Source organism: Streptococcus australis ATCC 700641, assembly GCF_000186465.1.
GTDB lineage: Bacteria > Bacillota > Bacilli > Lactobacillales > Streptococcaceae > Streptococcus > Streptococcus australis.
In genome coordinates, this window is record NZ_GL636091.1 from 649,007 (window position 1) to 662,273 (window position 13,267).

Genomic DNA, 13,267 nt, shown 5'->3' on the forward strand with positions numbered 1-13,267 from the left:
GAAAAGAGAAAAAATGAGAATTGCAGATTATAGCGTGACCAAGGCAGTGCTGGAGCGTCACGGCTTCACCTTTAAAAAATCCTTCGGTCAAAACTTCTTGACCGATACCAATATCCTTCAAAAAATTGTGGATACTGCTGAGATCGATAAGCAAGTCAATGTCATCGAAATCGGTCCCGGGATTGGTGCTTTGACAGAGTTTTTGGCAGAAAATGCTGCAGAAGTCATGGCCTTTGAGATTGATGACCGCTTGGTGCCTATCTTAGCGGATACCTTGCGTGATTTTGACAATGTAACGGTGGTCAACCAAGATATCCTCAAGGTGGATCTCAACCAGTACATCGCAGAGTTTAAAAATCCAGAGCTTCCGATCAAAGTAGTGGCCAACCTTCCATACTACATCACGACTCCGATCCTCATGCACTTGATTGAGTCTAAAATTCCTTTCCAAGAATTTGTGGTCATGATGCAAAAAGAGGTGGCAGACCGCATCTCAGCCGAACCTAATACCAAGGCTTATGGGGCTTTGTCCATTGCTGTCCAATACTATATGACGGCTAAGGTGGCCTTTATCGTACCACGTACCGTCTTTGTGCCAGCGCCAAATGTCGACTCTGCTATTCTCAAGATGGTGCGTCGTGAAGAACCAGCAGTAACCGTCAAGGATGAAGATTTCTTCTTCACTGTCAGCAAGGCTAGCTTTGTCCACCGCCGCAAAACGCTTTGGAACAACTTGACCAGTCGCTTTGGCAAGACCGAAGAAATCAAAGCCAAACTGGAAGCCGGGATCCAAGCAGCCGGTTTGCAACCTTCTGTACGAGGAGAAGCACTTAGCTTAGAAGACTTCGCCCGCTTGGCAGATGGCCTTCTTGATGCAGGGATAAAATAATAGAAAAGACATGGACTACAAAGCCCATGTCTTTTTGAGTGATAGAAGGAAAGGACGGGATTTGAACCCGCGCGTGAAGAAAATCCACTTGCCGGATTTCGAGTCCGGTGCTGTACCGAGCTGAGCCACCTTTCCAAGATGCGGAGAAAGGGATTTGAACCCGCGCGTGAAGAAAATCCACTTGCCGGATTTCGAGTCCGGTGCTGTACCGAGCTGAGCCACCTTTCCAAGATGCGGAGAAAGGGATTTGAACCCTCACGCCCGAAGGGGCACATGCGCCTGAAGCATGCGTGTCTGCCGTTCCACCACCTCCGCATAGTTCTATTATACTCTTTTTAAAAGAAATGCCAAGAAAAAATAGCATGTTTCTTTTTATCGAACCTATAGAGGAAACAGAAAAAGGCTGGGAAAATCCAGCCTTTTCTTTCTTTTACTTATTCATAACTCAGTTGAGGATAGAGTTCTTCTTGTTCTGCAGAGGTATCTTTGAGAATAAAGATGGCCCATAAGAGAGCAAGGAGAAAGACGACTAAGCCAGGGATCCCGCCTTCAGGTCCAAACTCACCACCTGTGATAAAGGTCCGGTTTGAAGTCGTGAAGTACATCAGAGAGGATTCACTATCAAAGCCACTGACATGGAAGCCGTAGACATTGCCCATAATGAAGTTCCAGGCGAAGTGGAAGCCACAAGGTCCCCAGATATTTCCTCTCTTTAAGGCATAGACAGCTGTGAAGAGACCGAAAACAAAGAGGTGAACCGTTGAGAGCCAAGAAGCTCCGTTGTTGTTCAAGTGGAAGTAGGAGAACATGGTAGAAGAAATGAGGATAGCTAAGTAAGCATTCTTATGATAAGAAATAATCGGAATCAACCAACCACGGATATAAATTTCTTCTGCTGCCGTTTGAAAAATATAGCCAATCAGAACCAAGATCCAAGATACGAGGAAAGGAAGACTAAATTGAATGCGATCGAAACGAACATCACCAGTAATAAAGAAGATGATTAATACCGTGGTAATCATAATGGCGCCGACCAAGACCCCCTTAGCGAATTCGGACAGACCATTTCCTTTGGAAAAGCCCATGGTCCGAACCGGTCGTTTTTCAATGAGTTTCACCCAGAGGAAGAAGGCAATGATGGTGTAGAGGAAGGACAAAAGATCCAGAATATTCCACCAGTCGGGAATCCAACTTTGTTTGTTCAAAAAGAAGTTTGTGGAAGCAGTACTAATCGGAGACATGTACTGGGTGATGTAATAGAGAATAAAGGGAGCTAAAAACCAAGGGGTTAAGAACTTCCCTTTCTTTACATTAGAAACGAGAGGGTTACTCTTAGAAAGAAATGAAAAACTCATAAAGGACCTCCTTATACATGGCAGGGATTAGTAAGAAAGTCAGAAATCAGGCACCAAAAAGAGGGCTTCTTTCATTACTAATCAGGTAGCTTCGTCAAGAAATGTATCAGTCTCCGTCACTTCCTTTCTATAAAATAGTTTGTACTTCCCACAAGAGGCATATATATTATGTCCTTCTCCTCTATTATAAACTTATCTGAAAACGTTTACAACCCCTTGTCTGCATCTTGCTCAAAAAAACTGGATGGACTTCTTTTTTCATCCCCAAGTAAGCAAGCGCTATCGTATATTTTTTGATATAATGGTAGTATTAACTTTAAAGGAGTGCTAGTTGCAAGGAACGATTGTTAAAGCCTTGGCCGGTTTTTATTATGTGGAGTGCGAGGGGGAAATATACCAAACACGCGCCCGAGGAAATTTCCGGAAAAAGGGACAAACTCCCTATGTTGGAGACAAAGTAGAATTTTCAGCAGAAGAAAATTCGGAAGGCTATATTTTAAAAATATTCCCAAGAAAGAATAGCTTAGTCCGTCCGCCGATTGTGAATATAGATCAAGCTGTCGTCATCATGTCTGCCAAAGAGCCAGATTTTAATGTTAATTTATTGGACCGATTTTTAGTTCTTTTGGAACAAAAAGTGATTCATCCGATTGTCTATATTTCAAAGATGGACTTACTAGAAGATCCAGCTGAGATGCTTCCTTTCCAGGAAGTCTATCGCCAAATGGGCTATGACTTTGTCACTGACAAGGAAGAGCTCTGGCCTCTCTTGAAGGATCAGGTGACGGTCTTTATGGGGCAAACAGGAGTGGGAAAATCCACCCTCTTGAATACCTTGGCTCCAGAGTTGGAACTAGAGACAGGAGAGATTTCGGACAGTCTTGGACGAGGCCGCCATACGACGCGAGCCGTCAGCTTCTATGATCTCAATGGGGGCAAAATTGCGGATACCCCTGGCTTTTCCTCTTTAGATTATGAAGTCGATAATGCGGAAGATCTGAATCATGCTTTTCCAGATATCGCCAAGGTAAGTCAGGATTGCAAGTTCCGTACTTGTACCCACACACATGAACCATCCTGTGCCGTCAAGCCTGCTGTTGAGGAAGGAATCATAGCTTCCTTCCGCTTTGAGAATTATTTACAGTTTTTGAGTGAGATCGAAAATAGACGAGAAACCTATAAAAAAGTATCGAAAAAATTGCCCAAATAAGGAGATCTGAATAATATGAAAATAAACAAATTAGCCCCATCTATTTTGAGTGCAGATTATGCAAATTTTGAAAGTGAATTGAAAAAATTAGAAGCATCTGGTGCGGAGTACGCTCACATCGATGTGATGGACGGCCACTTTGTGCCTAATATCAGCTTTGGAGCTGGTGTAGTTGCTAGTATGCGTCCTCACAGCAAGCTAGTGTTTGACTGCCACTTGATGGTTACCAATCCTGAGCAACATATTGAAGAGTTTGCGCGTGCCGGGGCAGATATCATTAGCATTCATGTAGAAGCGACTCCACACATCCATGGTGCCCTTCAAAAAATTCGTTTGGCAGGTGTGAAACCAAGTGTGGTCATCAATCCAGGAACCCCTGTTGAAAGTATCCAACACATCTTGAACTTGGTAGACCAAGTACTTGTTATGACTGTCAACCCAGGATTTGGTGGGCAAGCCTTCCTGCCAGAAACCATGGATAAGATTCGTCAATTGGTTCAATTGCGTGAAGAAAAAGGCTTGGATTTCGATATTGAAGTCGATGGGGGAATTGACGACAAGACGATTCACGCTGCGAAAGAAGCAGGAGCAAACGTCTTTGTAGCAGGTTCCTATGTGTTTAATGGAGATGTGAATGAACGAGTTCAAACCCTTCGAGCAGCCATCCAAGACTAAGGTTGCGATTGTAGCTGGAGGCCGAGTGGAAACCATTCCGCTAGACTTGGATGTTTATGTCGGGGTGGATGCAGGCTGCCTTTTCCTTTTAGAGCAAGGACTGGAACTATCTTTAGCAGTTGGAGATTTTGACTCTGTCGAGCCAGAAGAATTCCAGAGTATTCAATCTGCGGCTCATGAATTACGGACTTCGGTAGCAGAAAAAAATGATACGGATCTGGAATTGGCGATTAAGGAAGTATTAGCAGGTTGGCCTCAGGCGGATATTCTAATCTTTGGAGCCTTTGGTGGTCGCCTGGATCACCACTTGGCCAGCGTTTTTTTGCCCAGCAATCCAGAGATTGCACCCTTTATGTCGCAACTTTACTTGATGGACCAACAGAATTATCTCTGCTATCGTCCAGCAGGTCGCCATACCATTCTGCCTATAGCAGGCTATACCTATGTAGCTTTTATGCCAGTTGAGGGAGCTTCCATCCAGATTGAAGGAGCCAAGTATCCCTTAAATCCGACCAATTATTTTAAAAAGGCTATTTATGGTTCCAACGAGTTTATCAATCAGCCGATTACCTTAACCCTTGATCGAGGCTATGCCCTTATCATTTATAGCAAGGATGGGAAATAAGATGGAATTAATCCTTTTTGTATTAGGAGTGGGAAATCTTGTCTTGCTCTTCTTGCTCTACCAGCAACGGACAGCTGATAACAAACAGGTCCGTGACTTACTGGAGGACCAAGAAGATCATCTTTCGGATCAGCTGGATTACCGATTCGAGAGAGAGCGACAAGCTCAGCAAATCACTGGCCAGCAGATAGAGATGGCGATCAGTGACCGACTAATGGAATTACGGACAGAAATGCATCAGCAAACGACTGCTTTACGAACAGAAATTGCTGAAAACTTCACTAAAAACCGTGACAAAACGGACGAGCGGATGCAACAGATTCAGGCTTCCAATGATTTGCGGTTGGAGCAGATGCGTCAAACGGTCGAAGAAAAGCTAGAAAAAACCTTGCATAGTCGTCTCCAAACCTCCTTTGAGACGGTCTCCAAACAATTGGAATCGGTCAATAAAGGCCTTGGGGAAATGCAGACGGTCGCAAGAGATGTGGGGAGCCTCAATAAGGTCCTCTCCAATACCAAAACTCGTGGGATTATGGGAGAGTTACAGCTCGGTCAAATTATTGAAGATATCCTAACTCCTGCCCAATACGAGAGAGAGTTTGTAACAGTTCCCAACTCCAGCGAACGCGTCGAGTATGCCATCAAGATGCCTGGTCAGGTCAGAGGGGAATATGTCTATCTACCAATCGACTCTAAATTTCCTCTGGAGGGTTATTACCGACTGGAAGAAGCCTATGAAGGTGGAGAGAAAGAGGAGATTGAGCGGTGTCGCAAGCTCCTATTGGCTAGTATCAAACAATTTGCCAAGGACATTCATCAAAAATACCTCTATCCGCCTGCCACTACTAATTTTGGGATTCTCTTTTTACCGACGGAAGGCCTCTATTCAGAAGTGGTCCGCGACCCAGCCTTCTTTGATCGCCTCCGAAGAGAGGAACAGATCGTCGTCGCTGGTCCAAGCACGCTTTCGGCCTTGTTAAATTCCCTATCGGTTGGATTTAAGACTCTTAATATTCAACGAAGCGCAGATGATATTAGTAAGGTCCTTGCTTCCGTCAAGACAGAGTTCCAAAAATTTGGAGGCGTTTTAGAAAAGACCCAACGGCAGTTGAAGCATGCTTCTGGCAACATCGATGAACTCTTAAACCGGAGAACAAATGCTATCGAGCGTACACTCCGAAACATTGAAACGTCAGAGAATCTAGATATAGCAAGCCTATTGAATTTAGAAGATGGAGAAGATGATGGTCAAAATTAATCAAATGAAAAAAGACGAATTATTTGAAGGCTTCTACCTCATTAAGTCAGCAGATGTTCGTCAGACACGGGCTGGAAAGAACTATCTTGCCTTTGTCTTCCAAGATGAGACAGGCACGATTGAAGGAAAATTGTGGGATGCTCAGCCACATAATGTGGAGCAGTTCCAAGCTGGTCGCGTCGTTCATATGAGCGGCCGCCGGGAGGTTTATAATAATACGCCCCAGGTCAATCAATTAACCTTGCGGTTGCCTCAAAACGGGGAACCGTCTAACCCAGCAGACTTTAAAGAAAAACCTCCAGTGAATCCAGTCGATTTGAAAGATTACCTGTCGGGGATGATTTTCAAAATAGAAAATCCGGTTTGGCAACGTGTGGTGAGGGCGCTCTACAGCAAGTACGACAAAGAGTTCTACTCTTATCCTGCGGCCAAAACCAACCACCATGCCTTTGAGACAGGCTTAGCTTATCACACAGCCACTATGGTCCGTTTGGCTGAGAGCATCTCTCAGGTTTATCCTCAATTAAACCAAAGTCTTCTCTATGCCGGGATCATGCTCCATGATCTTGCCAAGGTACTGGAACTCTCAGGCCCTGAAAATACGGAATATACGGTTCGAGGAAACCTCATCGGGCACATTGCTCTGATCGATGAAGAAATTACCAAGGTCTTACAAGAGTTGAAGATTGATGATCAAAAAGAAGATGTGATCGTGTTGCGACATGTGATTTTGAGTCACCATGGTCTACTAGAATATGGTAGCCCGGTTCGTCCAAAAATCATGGAAGCGGAGATCATCCATATGATTGATAACCTAGATGCAGAAATGATGATGATGACTTCTGCCTTGGCTTTAGTGGGACCTGGTGAAATGACCAATAAGATTTTTGCCTTGGATAACCGCTCCTTCTATAAGCCGAATTTAAAAGATTCCTAATAAACAGGAGCCAAAAAGGTCACTCTAATTTTGTTAGTAAAAAAACGAGAAACGAATGTTGTGAGACTAACAATGTTCGTTTTTTGGTATAATATGGTATAATACAATAAAAAACTATGTGGAGAGAAAATGAAGCTAAGAAGAAGTGAGCGGATGGTTGTGATCTCGAATTACTTGATTAATCATCCCTACGAATTGACGAGTTTAAATACATTTGCCGAAAAATACGAATCTGCCAAATCCTCTATTTCTGAAGACATTGTCATTATTAAACGGGCCTTTGAAGAGATGGAAATTGGAAACATTGAAACTCTTACCGGTGCAGGTGGAGGAGTCATCTTTACTCCTTCCATTTCTGATGCAGAATCAAAAGAAATTGTTCAAAATTTGTGCAATCAATTGTCAGAAAGTAATCGGATTTTACCAGGTGGATATATCTACCTTTCGGATTTGCTAAGTAATCCAAAAATCTTAAATAATATTGGGCGCATTATTGCCAAGGCCTTCCGAGATCAAAAAATCGATGCTGTTATGACGGTGGCAACCAAGGGAGTCCCATTAGCAAACGCGGTAGCCAATGTCTTAAATGTTCCTTTTGTCATTGTGCGTCGCGATTTAAAAATTACAGAAGGCTCAACGGTCAGCGTCAACTACGTATCTGGTTCTAGTGGCGATCGGATTGAGAAAATGTTCCTATCCAAACGTAGTTTGAAGGCTGGAAGCCGTGTTCTGATTGTTGATGACTTCCTTAAAGGAGGGGGAACCATCAGTGGGATGGTTAGCCTCTTGGCTGAGTTCGATTCAGAGTTAGCGGGAGTCGCTATTTTTGCGGACAATGCTTCGGCTAGAAGTAAAGATTTATTTGATCACAAGTCACTTCTACGTGTGACCAACATTGATGTAGCAGAAAATAAAATTGATGTAGAAATCGGAAATATTTTCGATAAGAGCTAAGGCTGGAGAGGGAGAAAGGAAAATGAAAACAATTTTAGACCGTTTTGATCGTAGTCCCCTATGGCTTCGATTGGCAACGATATTCATCTTGACAGGAGTTCTTGTCGGTGGGCTTTATACAGTTCGTAAAAATTCTGCAGACCAAGTTACAGTGGTGAAACAAGAAACCAAAAAAACAGGTTCTCTTCCTATTAAGAAGAAAGATCCTAAAAAAGTCAAAGAAGAAGAGGAAGCCAAAATCGCTGAAGCGGCTGAAAAAGCAGTTGCTCATTTTGAAACGACTGCAACTCAAGAAACCTTAACCGCTGCCCAAGAGGCCGTAGAAAAAGTGAAGGACGAAACCAAGAAACAGGCCTTCCAAGCTCGTATTCAATATATTGTAGACTACTATGGCATGCAAACCAACCAGAATACTCAATCAACTGATCTGAATCAAGCTAACCAAATAGGGCAACCTCAACAAGTGGTTCCAGCAGAAGTCCCTCAGTATCAGTCCAATGAGGTTCCTCAGGTTTCGAATGCAACAATTCCAGCTGTAACGCAACAATCTGAACAATAATGTGGCGCGGTTTTAGGAAGAAGCAATCGTGCAAAAAAGAGAAAAAAATCTTGACAGTGAAAGTACCGCTATGTTACAATAATAGACGGTACTTTTTACTTTTGGTCTCTCAAGAGTGTACAGGGACGTGCTGACAAATGTTGCAAAAGTACACACAGATGGTAGCTGTCACCAAGTGTATCATCACCAAAAATAAAAAAATACAGGAGAATGTAGATGCCTACAATTAACCAATTGGTTCGCAAACCGCGTAAATCAAAAGTAGAAAAATCTAAATCACCAGCTTTGAACGTTGGTTACAACAGTCATAAAAAAGTTCAAACAAACGTTTCTTCACCACAAAAACGTGGTGTTGCAACTCGTGTTGGAACAATGACACCTAAAAAACCTAACTCTGCCCTTCGTAAATTCGCTCGTGTACGTTTGAGCAACTTGATCGAAGTTACTGCCTACATCCCAGGTATCGGACACAACTTGCAAGAGCACAGCGTGGTGCTTCTTCGTGGTGGACGTGTAAAAGACCTTCCAGGGGTACGTTACCATATCGTCCGTGGTGCACTTGATACTGCAGGTGTTAACGATCGTAAACAAGGCCGTTCTAAATACGGTACTAAACGTCCAAAAGCATAAGGAAAGGGGATAAAGAGAAATGAGTCGTAAAAATAGAGCTCCAAAGCGCGATGTATTGCCAGATCCGCTTTACAATTCACAACTAGTTACTCGTCTTATCAACCGCGTTATGCTTGATGGTAAACGTGGTACAGCAGCTTCAATCGTTTACGGTGCTTTTGAGCAAATCAAAGAAGCTACTGGAAATGACGCGCTTGAAGTATTTGAAACAGCAATGGAAAACATCATGCCTGTACTTGAAGTACGTGCACGTCGTGTTGGTGGATCTAACTACCAAGTCCCAGTTGAAGTTCGTCCAGAACGTCGTACAACACTTGGACTTCGTTGGTTGGTAACCATCGCTCGTCAACGTGGTGAGCACACAATGGTTGACCGCCTTGCTAAAGAAATCTTGGATGCTGCAAACAACACTGGTGCAGCTGTTAAGAAACGTGAAGACACTCACCGTATGGCTGAAGCTAACCGTGCCTTCGCACACTTCCGCTGGTAAGAAAATGATACCAAGAGCGCTAAAGGTCCAAGGCAAAAATAGGAAACTGATGCAGTGTTCCGTGAACACAAAGCAGTTTATCTTTTTTGCGTCGGGCCTCGCTCGGGTTCAAATCAGTTAACTTGAGCTTTTAGCTCGAGTAAAATTCAACTTATCATCTTGCAAGTTGAAACCAACCAAACAGGATAAACAATGAGAACGGGTAGGTCCTGCCTATCCGTTTTTGTTAAATCATGTTATAATAGTATAGAAATAAAAAATATAGGAGAACAAAACCTCATGGCACGCGAATTTTCACTTGAAAAAACTCGTAATATCGGTATCATGGCCCACGTCGATGCTGGTAAAACAACTACAACTGAGCGTATCCTTTACTACACTGGTAAGATTCACAAAATCGGTGAAACTCACGAAGGTGCGTCACAAATGGACTGGATGGAGCAAGAGCAAGAACGTGGTATCACCATCACATCTGCTGCGACAACAGCTCAATGGAAAGACACTCGTGTTAACATCATCGACACACCAGGACACGTGGACTTCACGATCGAAGTACAACGTTCACTCCGCGTTTTGGACGGTGCTGTAACGGTTCTTGACTCACAATCAGGTGTTGAGCCTCAAACAGAAACAGTTTGGCGTCAAGCTACTGAATACCGTGTTCCTCGTATCGTATTTGCGAACAAGATGGATAAAATCGGTGCTGACTTCCTTTACTCAGTAAGCACACTTCATGATCGTCTTCAAGCAAATGCACATCCAATTCAATTGCCAATCGGTTCTGAAGATGACTTCCGTGGAATCATCGACTTGATCAAAATGAAAGCTGAAATCTACACCAATGACCTTGGTACAGATATTCTTGAAGAAGATATCCCAGCTGAATACCTTGAACAAGCTCAAGAATACCGTGAAAAATTGGTTGAAGCAGTTGCTGAAACTGATGAAGACTTGATGATGAAATACCTTGAAGGTGAAGAAATCACTAACGAAGAATTGAAAGCTGGTATCCGTAAAGCGACTATCAACGTTGAATTCTTCCCAGTATTGTGTGGTTCTGCCTTCAAGAACAAAGGGGTTCAATTGATGTTGGATGCAGTCCTTGACTACCTTCCAAGCCCACTTGATATCCCTGCAATCAAGGGTGTGAACCCAGATACAGACGAAGAAGTAGAACGTCCAGCATCTGACGAAGAGCCATTTGCAGCGCTTGCCTTCAAGATCATGACTGACCCATTCGTAGGTCGTTTGACATTCTTCCGTGTATATTCAGGTGTCTTGAACTCAGGTTCTTACGTATTGAACACTACTAAAGGTAAACGTGAACGTATCGGACGTATCCTTCAAATGCACGCCAACACTCGTATGGAAATCGAAACAGTTTACTCTGGTGATATTGCTGCTGCTGTTGGTTTGAAAGATACAACAACTGGTGACTCATTGACAGATGAAAAAGCGAAAGTTATTCTTGAGTCAATCGAAGTTCCAGAACCAGTTATCCAATTGATGGTTGAACCAAAATCTAAAGCAGACCAAGACAAGATGGGTATCGCTCTTCAAAAATTAGCTGAAGAAGATCCAACCTTCCGCGTTGAAACAAACCCTGAAACAGGTGAAACAGTTATCTCTGGTATGGGTGAGTTGCACTTGGATGTCCTTGTTGACCGTATGAAACGTGAATTCAAGGTTGAAGCCAACGTTGGTGCTCCTCAAGTATCTTACCGTGAAACATTCCGTGCTTCTACACAAGCACGTGGATTCTTCAAACGTCAATCTGGTGGTAAAGGTCAGTTTGGTGATGTTTGGATCGAATTTACTCCAAACGAAGAAGGAAAAGGATTCGAGTTCGAAAATGCGATCGTCGGTGGTGTGGTTCCACGTGAATTCATCCCTGCAGTAGAAAAAGGACTTCAAGAATCTATGGCGAACGGTGTCCTTGCTGGCTACCCAATGGTTGACGTGAAAGCGAAGCTTTACGATGGATCATACCACGATGTCGACTCATCTGAAACTGCCTTCAAGATTGCTGCATCTCTTGCTCTTAAAGAAGCAGCTAAGTCAGCTCAACCAGCAATCCTTGAGCCAATGATGCTTGTAACTATCACAGTTCCTGAAGAAAACCTTGGGGATGTTATGGGCCACGTAACTGCTCGTCGTGGACGTGTAGACGGTATGGAAGCACACGGTGCAAGCCAAATCGTTCGTGCTTATGTACCACTTGCTGAAATGTTCGGTTACGCTACTGTCCTTCGTTCTGCAACTCAAGGACGTGGTACCTTCATGATGGTATTTGACCACTACGAAGATGTACCGAAATCAGTACAAGAAGAAATCATTAAAAAAGCTAAAGGTGAAGCATAATTTTACCATCTAGCTAAAAGCTTTCCTCTTAGGAGGAGAGCTTTTTTGATTCGAAAAGAGTTTAACACCTCTTCCTCATAAGAGATAGTGAAAATGAATATGAAAGTTTGTGTAATATTTCTAATCCTAATGAAATCAGTTGCATTTTAGGGGAAGAAAGTATATAATAATATTGTTGAAAGATGATTTGCAACCTATCAAGTTACTCTTTTCACATAAAAAATTTTTTGATTTTCATAAGGAGGAAATCACGAATGGTAGTTAAAGTTGGTATTAACGGTTTCGGTCGTATCGGTCGTCTTGCTTTCCGTCGTATCCAAAACGTAGAAGGTGTTGAAGTTACTCGCATCAACGACCTTACAGATCCAGTTATGCTTGCACACTTGTTGAAATATGACACAACTCAAGGTCGTTTCGACGGTACTGTGGAAGTTAAAGAAGGTGGATTCGAAGTTAACGGTAAATTCGTTAAAGTTTCTGCTGAACGTGATCCAGAACAAATCGACTGGGCTAACGACGGTGTAGAAATCGTTCTTGAAGCAACTGGTTTCTTTGCTAAGAAAGAAGCTGCTGAAAAACACTTGCACCCAGGTGGAGCTAAGAAAGTTGTTATCACTGCTCCTGGTGGAAATGACGTTAAAACAGTTGTATTTAACACTAACCACGACATTCTTGATGGTACTGAAACAGTTATCTCAGGTGCTTCATGTACTACAAACTGCTTGGCTCCAATGGCTAAAGCTCTTCAAGATAACTTCGGTGTTGTAGAAGGATTGATGACTACTATCCACGCTTACACTGGTGACCAAATGATCCTTGACGGACCACACCGTGGTGGTGACCTTCGTCGTGCTCGCGCTGGTGCTGCAAACATCGTTCCTAACTCAACTGGTGCTGCTAAAGCTATCGGTCTTGTAATCCCAGAATTGAACGGTAAATTGGACGGATCTGCACAACGCGTTCCAACTCCAACTGGATCAGTTACTGAATTGGTTGCAGTTCTTGAAAAGAACGTTACTGTTGATGAAGTGAACGCAGCTATGAAAGCAGCAGCTAACGAATCATACGGTTACACAGAAGATCCAATCGTATCTTCAGATATCGTAGGTATGGCTTACGGTTCATTGTTTGACGCAACTCAAACTAAAGTTCTTGACGTTGACGGTAAACAATTGGTTAAAGTTGTTTCATGGTATGACAACGAAATGTCTTACACTGCACAACTTGTTCGTACTCTTGAATACTTCGCAAAAATTGCTAAATAATTCATCTGTATGATGAGAGGAGGGTGACCTCCTCTTTTTTTGTACTTTTTTTAGTTCCT

13 protein-coding genes and 2 tRNA genes are annotated in these 13,267 nt (G+C 43.0%); 12 read left to right on the forward strand and 3 right to left on the reverse strand.

The features are described 5' to 3' along the window. Nucleotides 1-13: 13 nt before the first annotated feature. The gene (gene rsmA / locus HMPREF9421_RS03050) at nucleotides 14-889 is read left to right on the forward strand and encodes a 16S rRNA (adenine(1518)-N(6)/adenine(1519)-N(6))-dimethyltransferase RsmA (RefSeq protein ID WP_006595520.1); all 876 of its coding nucleotides are present in this window, start codon (nucleotides 14-16) and stop codon (nucleotides 887-889) included. A gap of 46 nt (nucleotides 890-935) precedes the next feature. On the opposite strand, the gene HMPREF9421_RS03055 is transcribed toward rsmA, so the two are convergent. The 3 genes from HMPREF9421_RS03055 to HMPREF9421_RS03065 all read right to left on the reverse strand — a co-directional run bounded on the left by HMPREF9421_RS03055 (nucleotide 936) and on the right by HMPREF9421_RS03065 (nucleotide 2,244). Beyond that, a tRNA-Ser gene (locus tag HMPREF9421_RS03055) sits at nucleotides 936-1,024 on the reverse strand. A gap of 97 nt (nucleotides 1,025-1,121) precedes the next feature. Beyond that, a tRNA-Leu gene (locus HMPREF9421_RS03060) sits at nucleotides 1,122-1,204 on the reverse strand. A 119-nt stretch (nucleotides 1,205-1,323) separates the two neighbouring features. Beyond that, the gene (locus HMPREF9421_RS03065) at nucleotides 1,324-2,244 is read right to left on the reverse strand and encodes a CPBP family intramembrane glutamic endopeptidase (RefSeq protein WP_006595521.1); all 921 of its coding nucleotides are present in this window, start codon (nucleotides 2,242-2,244) and stop codon (nucleotides 1,324-1,326) included. Between the two features lie 331 nt (nucleotides 2,245-2,575). Here HMPREF9421_RS03065 and rsgA point away from each other — a divergent pair, with 331 nt between their 5' ends. From rsgA to gap, 11 genes are all read left to right on the forward strand, one after another. Continuing rightward, nucleotides 2,576-3,454, forward strand: coding sequence for a ribosome small subunit-dependent GTPase A (gene rsgA / locus HMPREF9421_RS03070; RefSeq protein ID WP_006595522.1), 879 nt, complete (start codon nucleotides 2,576-2,578; stop codon nucleotides 3,452-3,454). 15 nt (nucleotides 3,455-3,469) lie between these two features. Beyond that, nucleotides 3,470-4,129 carry a ribulose-phosphate 3-epimerase gene (rpe, locus tag HMPREF9421_RS03075; protein ID WP_006595523.1) on the forward strand — a complete coding sequence of 220 codons (660 nt, stop codon included), beginning with the start codon at nucleotides 3,470-3,472 and terminating at the stop codon, nucleotides 4,127-4,129. Further along, on the forward strand, nucleotides 4,089-4,754 hold the full coding sequence (locus tag HMPREF9421_RS03080) for a thiamine diphosphokinase (RefSeq protein WP_006595524.1): 666 nt from the start codon (nucleotides 4,089-4,091) through the stop codon (nucleotides 4,752-4,754). The genes rpe and HMPREF9421_RS03080 overlap by 41 nt, the downstream gene beginning before the upstream one ends. Nucleotide 4,755: 1 nt before the next feature. Continuing rightward, a complete protein-coding gene (locus HMPREF9421_RS03085; RefSeq protein WP_006597102.1) occupies nucleotides 4,756-6,012 on the forward strand; it encodes a DNA recombination protein RmuC in 1,257 nt (418 codons plus the stop codon). Further along, complete coding sequence (locus HMPREF9421_RS03090) at nucleotides 5,999-6,949, forward strand: 3'-5' exoribonuclease YhaM family protein (RefSeq protein ID WP_006597096.1); 951 nt, start codon at nucleotides 5,999-6,001, stop codon at nucleotides 6,947-6,949. The genes HMPREF9421_RS03085 and HMPREF9421_RS03090 overlap by 14 nt, the downstream gene beginning before the upstream one ends. 129 nt (nucleotides 6,950-7,078) lie before the next feature. Then, entirely contained in the window at nucleotides 7,079-7,903 is an 825-nt protein-coding gene (gene purR / locus HMPREF9421_RS03095; RefSeq protein ID WP_006595527.1) for a pur operon repressor, read from the forward strand. Nucleotides 7,904-7,925: 22 nt separating this feature from the next. Further along, on the forward strand, nucleotides 7,926-8,462 hold the full coding sequence (locus tag HMPREF9421_RS03100) for a hypothetical protein (RefSeq protein ID WP_006595528.1): 537 nt from the start codon (nucleotides 7,926-7,928) through the stop codon (nucleotides 8,460-8,462). Between the two features lie 216 nt (nucleotides 8,463-8,678). Next, nucleotides 8,679-9,092: a 30S ribosomal protein S12 gene (gene rpsL / locus HMPREF9421_RS03105; RefSeq protein ID WP_001142332.1), complete on the forward strand. Its 414-nt coding sequence runs from the start codon at nucleotides 8,679-8,681 to the stop codon at nucleotides 9,090-9,092. Between the two features lie 19 nt (nucleotides 9,093-9,111). Continuing rightward, a complete protein-coding gene (gene rpsG / locus HMPREF9421_RS03110) occupies nucleotides 9,112-9,582 on the forward strand; it encodes a 30S ribosomal protein S7 (protein ID WP_003003105.1) in 471 nt (156 codons plus the stop codon). Between the two features lie 279 nt (nucleotides 9,583-9,861). Continuing rightward, nucleotides 9,862-11,943: an elongation factor G gene (gene fusA, locus HMPREF9421_RS03115; protein ID WP_006597107.1), complete on the forward strand. Its 2,082-nt coding sequence runs from the start codon at nucleotides 9,862-9,864 to the stop codon at nucleotides 11,941-11,943. 254 nt (nucleotides 11,944-12,197) lie between these two features. Beyond that, nucleotides 12,198-13,208, forward strand: a complete 1,011-nt coding sequence (gap, locus tag HMPREF9421_RS03120; RefSeq protein WP_006595530.1) for a type I glyceraldehyde-3-phosphate dehydrogenase — start codon at nucleotides 12,198-12,200, stop codon at nucleotides 13,206-13,208. Nucleotides 13,209-13,267 lie beyond the last annotated feature (59 nt).

Excerpts from the sequence above, each read along its gene's own strand:
- rsmA (WP_006595520.1), top strand. The coding sequence starts at position 14 with ATGAGAATTGCAGATTATAGCGTGACCAAGGCAGTGCTGGAGCGTCAC.
- HMPREF9421_RS03065 (WP_006595521.1), bottom strand. The coding sequence starts at position 2,244 with ATGAGTTTTTCATTTCTTTCTAAGAGTAACCCTCTCGTTTCTAATGTA.
- rpe (WP_006595523.1), top strand. The coding sequence starts at position 3,470 with ATGAAAATAAACAAATTAGCCCCATCTATTTTGAGTGCAGATTATGCA.
- HMPREF9421_RS03080 (WP_006595524.1), top strand. The coding sequence starts at position 4,089 with ATGAACGAGTTCAAACCCTTCGAGCAGCCATCCAAGACTAAGGTTGCG.
- HMPREF9421_RS03085 (WP_006597102.1), top strand. The coding sequence starts at position 4,756 with ATGGAATTAATCCTTTTTGTATTAGGAGTGGGAAATCTTGTCTTGCTC.
- HMPREF9421_RS03090 (WP_006597096.1), top strand. The coding sequence starts at position 5,999 with ATGGTCAAAATTAATCAAATGAAAAAAGACGAATTATTTGAAGGCTTC.
- purR (WP_006595527.1), top strand. The coding sequence starts at position 7,079 with ATGAAGCTAAGAAGAAGTGAGCGGATGGTTGTGATCTCGAATTACTTG.
- HMPREF9421_RS03100 (WP_006595528.1), top strand. The coding sequence starts at position 7,926 with ATGAAAACAATTTTAGACCGTTTTGATCGTAGTCCCCTATGGCTTCGA.
- rpsL (WP_001142332.1), top strand. The coding sequence starts at position 8,679 with ATGCCTACAATTAACCAATTGGTTCGCAAACCGCGTAAATCAAAAGTA.
- rpsG (WP_003003105.1), top strand. The coding sequence starts at position 9,112 with ATGAGTCGTAAAAATAGAGCTCCAAAGCGCGATGTATTGCCAGATCCG.
- fusA (WP_006597107.1), top strand. The coding sequence starts at position 9,862 with ATGGCACGCGAATTTTCACTTGAAAAAACTCGTAATATCGGTATCATG.
- gap (WP_006595530.1), top strand. The coding sequence starts at position 12,198 with ATGGTAGTTAAAGTTGGTATTAACGGTTTCGGTCGTATCGGTCGTCTT.